13 protein-coding genes are annotated in these 12,968 nt (G+C 40.7%); 7 read left to right on the forward strand and 6 right to left on the reverse strand.

Going from position 1 to position 12,968, the window contains the following annotated elements:
• Positions 1 to 16 precede the first annotated feature (16 nt).
• Together CLV38_RS09215 and CLV38_RS09220 are read right to left on the reverse strand one after the other, a co-directional pair.
• Positions 17 to 934, reverse strand: a complete 918-nt coding sequence (locus tag CLV38_RS09215) for an NADP-dependent oxidoreductase (RefSeq protein WP_106194523.1) — start codon at positions 932 to 934, stop codon at positions 17 to 19.
• A gap of 297 nt (positions 935 to 1,231) precedes the next feature.
• A complete protein-coding gene (locus CLV38_RS09220; RefSeq protein WP_106194526.1) occupies positions 1,232 to 1,873 on the reverse strand; it encodes a phosphoribosyltransferase in 642 nt (213 codons plus the stop codon).
• A gap of 237 nt (positions 1,874 to 2,110) precedes the next feature.
• On the opposite strand from CLV38_RS09220, the gene CLV38_RS09225 reads away from it, so the two are divergent.
• Positions 2,111 to 2,515, forward strand: a complete 405-nt coding sequence (locus CLV38_RS09225; RefSeq protein WP_106194529.1) for a YtxH domain-containing protein — start codon at positions 2,111 to 2,113, stop codon at positions 2,513 to 2,515.
• Between the two features lie 185 nt (positions 2,516 to 2,700).
• Positions 2,701 to 3,303 carry an NAD(P)H:quinone oxidoreductase gene (gene wrbA, locus CLV38_RS09230; RefSeq protein ID WP_106194532.1) on the forward strand — a complete coding sequence of 201 codons (603 nt, stop codon included), beginning with the start codon at positions 2,701 to 2,703 and terminating at the stop codon, positions 3,301 to 3,303.
• A gap of 76 nt (positions 3,304 to 3,379) precedes the next feature.
• Here wrbA and CLV38_RS09235 read toward each other — a convergent pair whose 3' ends face one another.
• The 3 genes from CLV38_RS09235 to CLV38_RS09245 all read right to left on the reverse strand — a co-directional run bounded on the left by CLV38_RS09235 (position 3,380) and on the right by CLV38_RS09245 (position 6,878).
• Positions 3,380 to 4,231 carry a helix-turn-helix domain-containing protein gene (locus tag CLV38_RS09235; protein ID WP_106194535.1) on the reverse strand — a complete coding sequence of 284 codons (852 nt, stop codon included), beginning with the start codon at positions 4,229 to 4,231 and terminating at the stop codon, positions 3,380 to 3,382.
• A gap of 170 nt (positions 4,232 to 4,401) precedes the next feature.
• Entirely contained in the window at positions 4,402 to 6,174 is a 1,773-nt protein-coding gene (gene pnpS, locus CLV38_RS09240; RefSeq protein WP_106194538.1) for a two-component system histidine kinase PnpS, read from the reverse strand.
• Complete coding sequence (locus CLV38_RS09245) at positions 6,171 to 6,878, reverse strand: response regulator transcription factor (protein ID WP_106194541.1); 708 nt, start codon at positions 6,876 to 6,878, stop codon at positions 6,171 to 6,173. The genes pnpS and CLV38_RS09245 overlap by 4 nt, the downstream gene beginning before the upstream one ends.
• A 269-nt stretch (positions 6,879 to 7,147) precedes the next feature.
• On the opposite strand from CLV38_RS09245, the gene CLV38_RS09250 reads away from it, so the two are divergent.
• From CLV38_RS09250 to phoU, 5 genes are all read left to right on the forward strand, one after another.
• Entirely contained in the window at positions 7,148 to 8,146 is a 999-nt protein-coding gene (locus tag CLV38_RS09250) for a PstS family phosphate ABC transporter substrate-binding protein (protein ID WP_106194544.1), read from the forward strand.
• Between the two features lie 69 nt (positions 8,147 to 8,215).
• Positions 8,216 to 9,145: a phosphate ABC transporter permease subunit PstC gene (gene pstC / locus CLV38_RS09255; RefSeq protein WP_211295457.1), complete on the forward strand. Its 930-nt coding sequence runs from the start codon at positions 8,216 to 8,218 to the stop codon at positions 9,143 to 9,145.
• Positions 9,145 to 10,023, forward strand: coding sequence for a phosphate ABC transporter permease PstA (gene pstA, locus CLV38_RS09260; protein ID WP_106194547.1), 879 nt, complete (start codon positions 9,145 to 9,147; stop codon positions 10,021 to 10,023). The genes pstC and pstA overlap by 1 nt, the downstream gene beginning before the upstream one ends.
• A 14-nt stretch (positions 10,024 to 10,037) precedes the next feature.
• A complete protein-coding gene (pstB, locus tag CLV38_RS09265; protein WP_211295458.1) occupies positions 10,038 to 10,811 on the forward strand; it encodes a phosphate ABC transporter ATP-binding protein PstB in 774 nt (257 codons plus the stop codon).
• 76 nt (positions 10,812 to 10,887) lie between these two features.
• On the forward strand, positions 10,888 to 11,571 hold the full coding sequence (gene phoU / locus CLV38_RS09270; RefSeq protein ID WP_106194553.1) for a phosphate signaling complex protein PhoU: 684 nt from the start codon (positions 10,888 to 10,890) through the stop codon (positions 11,569 to 11,571).
• 97 nt (positions 11,572 to 11,668) lie between these two features.
• Here phoU and CLV38_RS09275 read toward each other — a convergent pair whose 3' ends face one another.
• Positions 11,669 to 12,739 (reverse strand): mechanosensitive ion channel family protein, encoded by a 1,071-nt coding sequence (locus CLV38_RS09275; protein ID WP_106194556.1) that lies wholly within the window; start codon positions 12,737 to 12,739, stop codon positions 11,669 to 11,671.
• Positions 12,740 to 12,968 lie beyond the last annotated feature (229 nt).

A 12,968-nucleotide genomic window follows, 5' to 3' on the forward strand; every position in this document is an offset into this window, starting at 1 on the left:
TTTTTCTATATAAGACTTATTCAGACTTCATCTTGATCATAATTTTTCCCTTGGCATGACCCGTTTCACTTAATTCATGTGCCTCTCTGATCCCCTCTTCAGAAAATGGTGCAACTTCGGAGATCACAGGGCTGATGACACCTTGCGTAAGCCATTTGTGTAAGATCTCAAGCGCTTCTTTCGTCGGACGCATTGAGAAGAATGACGCATCGATTTCTTTTTCACCGCTTAGCTGTCTGTCAGGTTTCTCGGCTATAGAGAGCAGCTTTCCTTTTGGATGCAATACGTTGACACTTCTAGCTTGAATAGATCCGCCTAATGTATCAAAGACGAGATCTATCTCATCAAGAACCTCGTCAAATGCCTCTTTCTCATAATTTATGGGGCGGTCGACCCCCAGAGACTGCAGCAATTCCTGATTTTTCCCACTTGCTGTTGACGCTACCCACGCACCAAGGTATTTAGCGATTTGTACAGCAGTGCTGCCAACGCCACCTGAACCTGCATGAATCAGCACTCGGTCGCCCTCTTTGACTTCTCCACGTGTTACGATTGCTTCATAAGCAGTTTGACCGACAAGTGGAAGGGCAGCCGCCTCTAAAAAAGAGACGGAATCGTCCAACTTGACCGCCCGTTCAGGATTAACTGACACGAATTCTGCATAAGCCTTAGCCCCGTTCGCCATGACACGGTCACCAGATTTAAAGTCTGTTACATCTTTTCCAACCTCAGACACGATTCCGGCAATATCGTTTCCGACGATCATAGGCAGTTTCCCGCCAAATAATCCTTTTCGTCTTTTTACATCTGCTGGATTCACACTTGTCGCATACACTTCAACAATCATCCGGTCATCTTTCAATACAGGATTGTCAATTTCTTTTAACTGAAGCTGGTCTACTCCTCCAAATGCATCGATAACGATGGCTTTCATCAGTTGACTCCTCCTCATTCATATTTTCACGCTTATCCTAGCACAAGACCTCAATATCTGCATCTTGGTATGACTCACTGACAAAACGATCCCTTTTTAAATGGTATCACACCCTGCTGATGAAGGAGAATGTAAAGGATAAAAAGTTTGGCTCAGCCAGCTGATACTGACCAAGCCAAACGTCCGTTATTATATTTGACATTAGTTAGCCCAGCAGTTGAGTTACCAGCAAGAAGCAGATGACGAAATCTAACATCTTTTGCCTGGTTTTACTTACTACACTTACCCTATTAAACGCTACCCAGGAAATAATCTGACCGACTGGAGTAGTCTGATGACCTCTTCATCACTAACTTGCGGAAAGACCGTATAATAAGCGCCCACTGCTCCTAAAAAATGAGTAGGGACTTCTAAAGCAATGACTTTATCGACCAGTTTTTCCAGCTCCCGATAGGTATCTTCAGGAATGACTGGAACGGCCACTGTTATGTCTTTAGCCCCTTCTTCTCTAACCGCTGAAACAGCAGCTCTCATCGTCAGTCCAGTTGCAATCCCGTCATCCACTATGATGACAGACTTTTCTTTTAATACCTGTTTTTGAAGGAATGGCAAGTAAGTTTTTCGCCGTTGAGCCATTTTTTCACGAATGTCCAAAACTTCTCTGGATACCCATTCCGGATCGATTTGATCTACCTCCGAATCATTGAACAAAGGCTCCCCTCTCTCAGATACAGCCCCAACTGCATATTCCCAATGAAACGGATGGCCAATTTTCTTGGATAAAATGATATCAAATGGAACGTGATAGGTATTCGCCATAATGATCCCCAAAGGGACACCCCCTCTAGGTAAAGCCAGCACGACTGCTTCCTCTCTGTCATCAATGTTTACTTTATCTGACAATTGACGACCTGCATCTTCACGATCAATAAAAAGCATTGTTATCCCTCCTGATTAGATGAGGCTTTGAACCGATTTAAACGATGTATAGTCTACAGGTTTTCTTCAACTAAACTATAGCACACACTGTGAAAAGAACGCGGACTGACCCACTGAAAAAAAGGGTATGGGATTGACATAATTTAGTTTCGAGGGCTTCTCGTTTAAATAATTGATTGTTTGCTCTATAATATAGTAAGATACTTATAATAATCATACGTTAGGGAGGAAATTAACATGTCATTTTTAAAAGGTGCACTAATCGGAGCAGCTCTAGGTTTACTATTCGCTCCAAAAAGCGGGAAAGAAACACGCGATGATATCGCAATGAAGTTTGACGAATCAAAAAAAAGCGCTGGTGAATATGCAGACAAAGCCAAAGTAAAATCTGGTGAAATGCAGCAAACTGCCGGTGAAGCAAGTGAAAACATCAAACTGACGATCACAAAAACAGCTCAGGAATTACGTGATCAACTACACCACGCTTCTGAAGAAATCAAAAAAGAAGCAATGGACTTGAAAGAAGACGTTAAAGATACAGCGGAAGAGGCTGCAGTAGAAGTATCTGCTGAAGTTGATGAAGCAACTGACGACTTAAACAAAGAAGCACACGACTCAAAAATACCTGGACAACCAGGTTAATCTTATTTAACACTAAGATAGCGCCTTTTATAAGGTGCTATCTTTTTTTACTTTCTGCTCAACTATCAGGAAAAACCATTAAATGAGTTGACAGAGTTATTTCCTTGAGTTACTATGGAACTGTAAGTAGTTCGAATTCGAGATACTATCGCATTGAAATTACACACTAAAAAGGAGAATGATGTATGTCATTAAAATTATCGATCATCTATTATAGCTCAACAGGAACAAACTTCCAGATGGCTCAGTGGGCTAAAGCTGCTGCAGAAGCAAAAGGGGCAGAGGTCCGTTTAGTTAAAGTCACTGAACTGGCACCTATGGGCGCAATCGAATCCAACCCAGCCTGGAAAGCACACTACGACGCAACTAAAGATATTCCAGAAGCTTCTTCTGACGATATCACATCAGCAGACGCTATTTTGTTCAGTGCACCTTCACGTTTCGGAACAATGCCTGCACAATTGAAACAGTTCATTGATTCTCAAGGCGGATTATGGGCAAGTGGACAAACGGTCAATAAAGTGGTCAGTGCCATGACTTCAGCTCAGAACCCACATGGTGGTCAGGAAGCAACGATCTTGTCACTTTACACCTCTATGATGCACTGGGGAGCAATCATCGTGACTCCTGGTTATTCAGATCCTGTATTGTTCGGAGCAGGCGGAAATCCATACGGAACCTCTGTAACAGTGAATGGCGAAGGCGAAATGCAGGAAGACGTTAAAGGCGCAGTTGAACATCAGGTTAACCGTACGTTAGACATTACGTCAAAAATCGTTAACGGCTAGCATTAATATATTTTTAAAAAGGAACCAGCTGCCTCAGCAGCTGGTTCCTTTTGTCTATGGCTCTATTCCGACTGGTCTATTGTGTCAGTTCCAGTTTTTCCTTAGCCAATTTTGTGATCAGCAGATACTTCTCGTTCTGCTGGATATCAAAAATGGTTTGGGCTTTCTGGTATGCTTCCACAGCCTCTTCAGTTTGTCCCAGATTTTCAAGGCTATACCCCTTATAATATAAAAAATCGCCCAGCAGAAACAGTGTTTTCTTCTCTATCACGAGTTCCAGCCCCTGCATGACCTTATCCAGACAGTCCGCATACTTGCCTTTTCTTGACAGACAGATTGAATAATTCAGAAGCAGCTTGGCTTTCTTTTCATGATTCATCCACTCTGCAAATGAATCGAATCCTTTTTGATAATAGGCTTCTGCCTTAGCATAATCCTTTTTCCTGAGATACTGATTGCCAATACTGTCGATTACTTCAACGCGGAGTTCCCCGTTTTTCACTCCTGTTTCCATTTTGATCAGATACTCTAAGGCCTTGTCATTGTCCCCATCCCTATAGCCAAATAATAGACCTTTTATCCAGTCGAAAAAATCTTTGTCTTCTCCGACAGTATTCTCTATCAGTTCCTCATTTGATTCGATCAGATAAGAAACTGACTCGTACTCTCTTCTTTCCAGGTGCTGACGAATGATTTTACATAATTGTGCAGTTTTAGAATACCGGCTCTCAATAGAGTCTTCCCCGTAGAAGTAGTGAATTGAAACTTCTAAGCGTTCCGCCACTTTTTCCATCAACTCTCGGCTCGGTCTGACTTTCTTTTTTTCAATACGACTGATCATTGCCTGCGTACAAATCCCGTCCGCAAGATCAGCTTGAGTCATTTTTATTTCTTTTCTCCTAGTTTTAATCTTCTCCCCTAATTTCATACCCGAATTCCTCTCATTATATTAACATTATAATATCAGTTATATTAAAATAGTATACACAAAATCTCATTTTTAATCTATAGATTTTCAAACAAAAATGAAAGCAGCCTGAATTTATCTGCTTTCATTAAATGTGATTTTGTATTATACATAACTATTCATAAGCTTAATCAATTGGATATTGGTAATATAACTCTGAAAATAGACCCTTTGTGTTCAGTGCTTTCCACTTCAATTCGCCCGTTATTATTCTCCACAATCCACTTGACGATTGATAATCCCAGACCAGTGCCCCCCATATTTCGACTTCTCGCCCGGTCCACTCTGTAGAATCGTTCAAAGATCCGATTTAACTGGTCCTGTGGTATACCTATACCCGTATCTTTTATGGTCAACACCACTTCAGTGTCTATTTTTTCAATTAGAACGGATACTTCACCATTTTGGGGCGTGTAGGATACGGCATTCGCCAGCAGATTGATGAAGATTTGTTTTAAATGACCCGGATCGATAGTCAGTTCAGCCTGATCCCGGTCGGTCAACTGAACAGTAATCTGTTTAGCGTCGATTTTCTGGTGCAGTATTTGAATCACTTCTTCTGCAACTGCCTTGACCTTCACTTTTTCTCTAACGTCACTTACCTGCCTCTGTTCAAGTTTTGACAGATGTAAAATATCATTGACCATCGCATCAAGTCTGCTGGATTCTTTATAAATAATCTCGAGGAATTCCACCAAAACAGCTTCATCTTTAAGAGCACCATCAAGGAGCGTTTCACTGAACCCTTTGACTGCTGTAATAGGTGTCCTCAGTTCATGTGACACATTGGCTACGAAGTCTGATCTCACCTTCTCGAGGCGTCTGATTTCAGTAATGTCATAGACTAGCACGATATAATTGATGGTTTCCAGTGAATCGCTTATGACTGGTACCACGTTGACATCCACGATTTTCTCTTTCGGATAGATCATCTGGATTTCCCTGTTTTGAATTGTTTGAGTCTGCATTGCTTTTTCGATCATGGCTATCAAATCTGAACTGTGTAACCCCTCATAGAAAGGCCGATCCACTTTCCCAAATAAATCTTCCCCTAATACGTTAGTCATTGCGGGATTGATCATACTGATCGTTTTATCTTTCTCAACAACCAGTACACCGATTACTAGATGATTAATCAGTTCTTTCAGTTTCAGTTCGTTCTCTGTAATTTCGTTCATCTGACTGTTCAGATTGACAGCTAAATTATTTATGGACTGTCCCAATTCATCGACTTCTTTATAAGAAGAGGAATAATACCTGACATTGTAGTCCTGATAAGATAAGACGTCCGCAATTGTTTTAATATTGTTCAACGGTCTTGTGATTTTTCTTGTCCAGTATTGTGTATAAATCAGCGCCACCAGCACAGCTATGACGATAAATATGAGCAATGCCTGAACCAGCTGATCTGTTACGCCTGACATGTCTTCGATCCGTTTGGATAGCCTTAAAAAGCCAATGACAGATCCGTCGGCATTGATAAGAGGAGTCGCTACATAATAAAGGGTATCCCCCGTACTTTCACTGGTTCGGCTGAAATCACCTATCGCCTCTCCCTCAATTGCCTGCTGGATCTCAGGACGGTCCCCATGATTTTCTAGAGTATCAATAGGGGCATGCGTGTCATACCATATCTCTCCATCGGTTCCGATCAGCGTGATCCTCTCTTCAATAACTAAAGCTGTAGACTCCAGCTGTGCACTGATCATATCCAAGTCCGTTTCAGTTAAATCATTGCTGTCCAGCTGACTTTCCAGAGTTCTAAGCTGAACGCTTAAATCGGTGCCCTGCTGAGTCAATGCCTGTCTTTCAATAATGGCGGTCGCCATATAGATGAAAAGAATAGAAAATACGACCAGGGTCAATGTGAGAAATCCGAGAATCCGAACCCGTAGCTGTTTCATTTTGGAACCTCAAATTTATAACCGAATCCTCTAGCCGTTTTAATATAGACAGGAATTTTCGGATTCTCTTCGATTTTCTCCCGGAGATGACTGACATGAACATCCACTATCCTAGTCTCGCCAGAATAATCATAATCCCAGACAGCCAGCAGCAGTTGTTCCCTGCTGAGTATTCGGTTTTTATGCTTGGCCAGATACAGTAACAGCTCAAATTCTTTTGGTGTGAATTCAATCAGTTTCCCTTTAAGGTACACTTCGTATTTATCAGGGTAAATCGTCAAATCATTTAGGACGAGCTCCTCTTCGCTGACGTCTAGTGACGACTCTTTAACTTCACTCTTATTCGACCGTCTTAATATAGCTTTTATCCGGGCAACCACTTCACGTGGACTGAACGGTTTAGTAATGTAATCATCTGCACCGATTTCAAGCCCAATTATTTTATCAATCTCTGAGTCTTTAGCGGTCAGCATAATAATGGGCGTGTCATTTTTTTCCTGCTTTAATTCTCTGCAGATATCCATGCCATCTTTTCCCGGCAGCATCAAATCCAGCAGAATAATCGTATACTCACTGGACAACGCTCTTTTTAGTCCTTCATTGCCATCCGTCACGACATCTACTTCATATCCTTCTTTGACCAGATTATATTCAAGCAACTTTCCAATAGACAAATCATCTTCTACTACCAATACTTTTTTCATCTGATTCTCCATTCACATCTTTTTGATTTTCCTTTTATTTTTCATTTGTTTCATTATAGAATCAAGCAATATCTCTTTACTTCTGGACTCATTCTAAATAGGGGGTGTCTATTCCATACCTTAATAATAAGGTAAACATAGGCGGTTTAACATACATCTTCTAAAATTTACATTCTTTTTACATTAAATTTTCAACTCCTTAATTATAAGGGGTTATTATAAGGGTGTAGACAAGAGAAACCAAACTATTATAAAAAGAGGGATAATTGATGAGAATGAATAAATCAATGAAATACGGAACTATTTTAAGTATGGCATTACTGTTAGCTGCTTGTGGAAATGAAACAGCAGACGGCGGAAACACTGAAGATACCGGAAGCGAAGATACAGAAACTGAAGGAACTGCAGAAGAAGGTACTGGTGATATTTCCGGTTCTGTTCAAATAGATGGTTCTTCAACTGTATTCCCAATCTTAGAAGCAGTAGGCGAAGAATTCTCGATAGCTTATCCTGATGTTCAGGCTACAATCGGTATTTCTGGTACTGGCGGCGGAATGGAACGCTTTATCGCTGGCGAAACGGATATCGCTAACGCTTCCCGTCCAATGAAAGATGAAGAAGCTGAACTTTTAGAAGAAGCTGGCATTGAATTCACTGAGTTTCAAATCGCTTTAGATGGTTTATCAGTTGTTGTGAACTCTGAAAATGACTGGGTCGATTACCTGACTCTGGAAGAACTTGCCATGATTTGGTTGGATAGCAGCGACGTTGAAACATGGGCGGATGTTAGAGAAGGCTGGCCGGATGAAGAAATCCTGTTATTCAGCCCTGGTACTGACTCTGGAACTTACGATTACTTCGATGAAGTTATCTTGGACGGCGAACAAATTGACCGACAAGCTACTTTATCTGAAGATGATAACGTCTTAGTTCAAGGAACAGCCGGTTCATTAAACGGATTAGCCTACTTCGGTTATGCCTATTACGCAGAAAATCAGGACACTGTTAAAATCGTTCCTATTGAAAACAGCGAAGGTGAAGCTGTTACTCCGGATGATCAAACTGTACAAGACGGATCATACGAACCATTATCAAGACCATTATTCATCTACGTCAGAAATGACTCCGTGAGTGAAGATGATGCAGTATATGAATTCACTAAATATACACTTGAAATGGCTGGAGAAATGGCCAGTGAAGTAGGCTATGTCGCTTTGGATGATGCCATCTACGAAGAAAATCTGGAACTGCTTGAATCATTAAGATAAAACCACCGATTTAATTTATAAGATGTCCCCCGATACTTAATCGGGGGCATTTTTCTAGGAGTGAATACCTTGCAACCAACCATACGTGAACTGATCAAAGAAAAAAAACAAGCACGATCCTCTAATAGCAGAATCGAAAAAACCATGCCTAAAGTGTTCTTTCTCATGGCTGCTTTTTCTATTTTAGTCACCATCGGTATTGTGTATACCCTATTAATTGAAACATTTTACTTCTTTACTCAAGTGTCCTTTGTAGACTTCATAACAGGTACAGAATGGTATCCGTTTTTCGGAAATGATCCCAGTTTTGGTATTTGGCCATTGGTATCGGGTACCTTTACTATAGCTGCAATAGCTATGATGGTAGCTGTTCCTCTTGGACTTAGCTCTGCTGTTTATCTGAGTGAGTATGCCAGTGAACGAAACAGAAAAATTATTAAACCGATTCTAGAGGTACTGGCAGGCGTCCCGACCGTTGTTTACGGTCTTTTTGCTTTAACGTTCGTAACGCCTTTACTGCAAAGTTTTATCCCTACTTTACCTATTTTTAATGCCTTAAGTCCTGGTATTGTTGTAGGGATCATGATTATCCCTCAAGTCGCCTCTTTATCTCAAGAAGCCATGAATGCTGTTCCTCAAGCTATGCGTGATGGGGCATTTGCACTGGGTGCCACACGACTGGAAGTTGCGCTGAAAATAGTTATACCGGGTTCATTGAGTGGGATCATCTCTTCTTTAGTTTTAGCCTTGTCTAGAGCTATCGGTGAAACGATGATTGTAGCTACAGCTGCCGGATCAACGCCAAATATGGGATTCAATCCGACAGAATCGATACAGACTATGACAGCTTATATTGTACAGGTCAGTATGGGTGATGCCACATTCGGGTCCACTATTTACTACAGTATTTATGCAGTAGGCATGTTGCTTTTTGTATTCACTCTTTTAATGAATATAATTGCCAACTACTTTTCTCGCAGGTTTAGGGAGGTTTACTAATGAAAGAGAAACGGATCGTTATCAACGAGAACAAAACCAATCGCCGCGTAGCCTACAACAAAATTGGTCGTGTGCTGTTCTTCTTATCTACAGCATTTGGAATGATTGTCTTAGCCACCTTGCTTATTCGAATTTTCACACAGGGGATCGGCTATTTAAACTGGAATTTTCTGACAAACTACGCATCTAGACGTCCTGAAGACGCTGGTATTAAAGCGGCCATCGCCGGTACAGTCTGGGTAATGGGCATAACTATCCCGGTATCACTGATTTTAGGTGTAGGAACGGCTATTTATCTGGAAGAATACGCTCCAAGAAACAGACTGACTCGGTTTATAGAATTGAACATTTCCAATCTAGCGGGTGTCCCTTCAGTTGTCTTTGGACTATTGGGTCTGACCGTATTTGTTCGATTTTTTGCAATGGGAAGAAGTATATTAGCAGGTGGACTAACTATGTCTTTACTGATTCTTCCTATTATTGTAGTAGCTGCTAAGGAAGCTATTCGCTCGATTCCACAAGAACAGTATGAAGCAGCCTATGCGATGGGCGCTACAAAATGGCAAATCATTAGAACTGTTGTCCTACCGGCAGCCACACCTGGAATTTTAACAGGCGCTATATTATCCCTATCCCGTGCAGTAGGTGAGACAGCATCTCTACTGATGATTGGGGCCATGGCCTTTATTGCTTATCTACCGGATTCTATTTATTCAAGTTTTACGGTGTTACCTATTCAAATATTCAACTGGGCCGGAAGACCCCAAGCTGCTTTCCAAGCCGTAGCAGCAGCGGGAAGTATCGTATTATTAGTCATACTGATTCTTATGAACTCTCTCGCCATCGTCATCCGAAACAAATATACTAAACGCTATTAACCATGGAGGTCATTATGAAAAATCAAGAATCAGAAAAATTAATCTATTCCGTGAAAGATTTTAATTTGTGGTATGGAGATACTCACGCCTTAAAAGATATTTCACTAGATATCCCGCATAAACAAGTGACAGCCATCATCGGCCCTTCAGGATGCGGTAAATCTACATTTATTAAAACGTTGAACCGCATGGTTGAATTAGTGCCATCGGTTAAAATGAAAGGAGACATAAACTACAAAGAATCTAATATTTTCGATTCTAAATCAAGCGTTGAAACGCTAAGAACGGAAGTCGGCATGGTTTTTCAAAAACCAAATCCTTTTCCGAAATCTATCTATGATAACATTGCCTATGGCCCGCGGATACATGGGATTAAAAACAAAACGATTCTAAATGAAGTAGTTGAAAAAAGTTTGAAAGGGGCGGCACTGTGGGATGAAGTTAAAGACCGCTTAAACGAGAATGCCTTCGGACTTTCTGGAGGACAGCAGCAGCGTCTTTGCATAGCCAGAGCCCTTGCGGTTGAACCTGATGTTATTTTGATGGATGAACCTACATCAGCTCTGGATCCTCTATCTACAGCTAAAGTTGAAGATCTGATCCAGGAACTGAAAAAAGATTACAGTATTATTATCGTGACACATAACATGCAGCAGGCTGCCCGAATTTCAGATAAAACAGCTTTCTTTTTAAATGGAGAGGTTGTAGAATTCGATGCAACTGAGAAAATGTATTCAAATCCGAATGATAAGCGTACAGATGATTATATCTCTGGTAAATTTGGATAAGATTAGATAAAATCATTAAAACATTATGCTACCAGCTTTTAAATATGCCAGAAAATAATCAAATGAGGTGAGCAATTTGAGAAAAGTATTTGAAGAAGAATTAAAAAATTTACACTATCAATTTTCCCAGATGGGGCTAATGGTCTCGGAATCGATTTACAAATCAGTTAAAGCTTTTACTTCTCACGACAAAGAATTAGCTAAAAGCATTATACTGAACGACCCGGTCATCAATGAACTACAAGTTAAAGTGGAAAGAAAATCTATTGAACTGATTGCGCTGCAGCAACCTGTTTCAAGTGACCTGAGACGGATTATTACTGTTATGAAAGCCTGTGCCGATTTGGAGCGAATGGGCGATCACGCTGTAAATATTGCCAAGGCAACTATCCGTGGAAAAGGCAATAAGCGAAATTATGCTATCGAGCAAAATCTAGCCGATATGGCAGATGACGTTAAAATATTAGTTGAAAAAGTACTGACTGCCTACGTAGAACTAGATATTGCAGCAGCAAAAGATATCGCTGCTCAAGACAATACGATTGATGAGATGGCATTTAAAATACATGCTGAGACTGTAGACGAAATGAAAAAAGATCCTGAGCTCGTTTTAGGCGCAACTAACTACATTTTAGTTGCTGGAAATCTGGAACGGATTAGTGATTACGTCACAAATATCTGTGAATGGATCGTCTATTTGGAAACAGGCACAATCACTGAACTGAATACACACAATACGCTGGATGATCCCATACTTTAAGGGCTCAAAAAAAGGCTGCTTCATTGCTAAAAGTCCCCCTTACACTTTTAGCAGCTGATGCAGCCTTTTTATTTAGAATACAGTTTCTAACACTTAATTAGTGCGTTGATTTTACATGAATGTCACGCTGAGGAAATGGAATGCTGATGTCATGCTGATCAAATTTCTCAAAGATCTTAAAGCGCAGATCACTTGGAATCCTGAATTCTCTTTCTTCTGACTGTGTGTCGATCCAGAACCAGACGGTGAAATCCAGTGACGATTCTCCAAACTCTTCAAAGAACACACGTGGTTCTGGGTCTGAGAGAATATTGGGCCAGCTTTCTTCTCTCAGTTCAATCACCGCTTCCTTAAGAAGTCGTTTGACGAGCATCACATCACTGCCATAAGAAACGCCCACGCCGACCGCTATTCTCAGTCTCGTGTCGGCATAGGAGCGATTCACGAATTTTTCTTCCAGGAAATAAGAATTAGGAATGATCATCCGCTCATGCATACGTGTGCGCACCACAGTTGCTCTTAGTTTGATTTCTTCGACATCCGCGATCGTGCCGTCTATAATAATGCGGTCCCCCACCTTGATCGGACGTTCAAATAAGATGATCAGACCCGAAATAAAGTTGGACATGACATTCTGAAGGCCAAACCCGATCCCTACACCAAGAACACTGGCGAACACAGTAAAGCTCGTCAAATTAAAGCCAATTGAAGAGAACGCAATCAGTATAGCTATCGTGATAATTGTGTAATGAAAGAATGTATTCATAGAGGCCTGTACTCCTCTATCTAAGCCATATTTCTCATAAACAGTCGGTAAGATATATGACCGGATCGCATTGGAAATTTTAACAGCTAACACGAGAGAAAATAAAATCGTCAGCACTAGAAAAATTGTAATGTCTGTATCCCCAAATACAAAAAGCGTCTGGTATATAAAAGATGTCCGTGAAAAATACGTAAATAAGTATATAATAACAGCAAAGAATGTCAGCCAGTTCAGAATGGTCGTCAGAAACAAACGGGTTCGTTCATTACTGACCAGTCGTTTTAATCCTTCATTTAATCCAAAACGAATGAGTAAAATAAGGCAAAACCCAACTATAGCCCATATCCAAAACCTGATTCCTGAATAATCTGCTGTTTCTATTCCAGTTATAAGTGTGTCCATATGATATCCTTTCTAATCAAAATCTGTATCTACAGTTTACCAAATCCAGCCTGCTTTAACGACTGTTACACTGCACAACCATTTCACTAAAGTCGACTGGTTTATGCTAGTCATTCTATTGCAATTATGATTTTAATCGAGTAGGAGATAAATGATTAATTCATTTATCGTCCTCTCACACCACCGTACGTACGGTTCCGTATACGGCGGTTCAATATCTTAAGTAAGC

This window comes from Alkalibacterium olivapovliticus (assembly GCF_003003275.1).
Taxonomy (GTDB): Bacteria; Bacillota; Bacilli; order Lactobacillales; family Carnobacteriaceae_A; genus Alkalibacterium; species Alkalibacterium olivapovliticum.

Bases quoted from the DNA above. Each gene is read 5' to 3' on its own strand.
- CLV38_RS09215 (WP_106194523.1), bottom strand. From the start codon at position 934: ATGAAAGCCATCGTTATCGATGCATTTGGAGGAGTAGACCAGCTTCAG.
- CLV38_RS09220 (WP_106194526.1), bottom strand. From the start codon at position 1,873: ATGCTTTTTATTGATCGTGAAGATGCAGGTCGTCAATTGTCAGATAAA.
- CLV38_RS09225 (WP_106194529.1), top strand. From the start codon at position 2,111: ATGTCATTTTTAAAAGGTGCACTAATCGGAGCAGCTCTAGGTTTACTA.
- wrbA (WP_106194532.1), top strand. From the start codon at position 2,701: ATGTCATTAAAATTATCGATCATCTATTATAGCTCAACAGGAACAAAC.
- CLV38_RS09235 (WP_106194535.1), bottom strand. From the start codon at position 4,231: ATGAAATTAGGGGAGAAGATTAAAACTAGGAGAAAAGAAATAAAAATG.
- pnpS (WP_106194538.1), bottom strand. From the start codon at position 6,174: ATGAAACAGCTACGGGTTCGGATTCTCGGATTTCTCACATTGACCCTG.
- CLV38_RS09245 (WP_106194541.1), bottom strand. From the start codon at position 6,878: ATGAAAAAAGTATTGGTAGTAGAAGATGATTTGTCTATTGGAAAGTTG.
- CLV38_RS09250 (WP_106194544.1), top strand. From the start codon at position 7,148: ATGAGAATGAATAAATCAATGAAATACGGAACTATTTTAAGTATGGCA.
- pstA (WP_106194547.1), top strand. From the start codon at position 9,145: ATGAAAGAGAAACGGATCGTTATCAACGAGAACAAAACCAATCGCCGC.
- pstB (WP_211295458.1), top strand. From the start codon at position 10,038: ATGAAAAATCAAGAATCAGAAAAATTAATCTATTCCGTGAAAGATTTT.
- CLV38_RS09275 (WP_106194556.1), bottom strand. From the start codon at position 12,739: ATGGACACACTTATAACTGGAATAGAAACAGCAGATTATTCAGGAATC.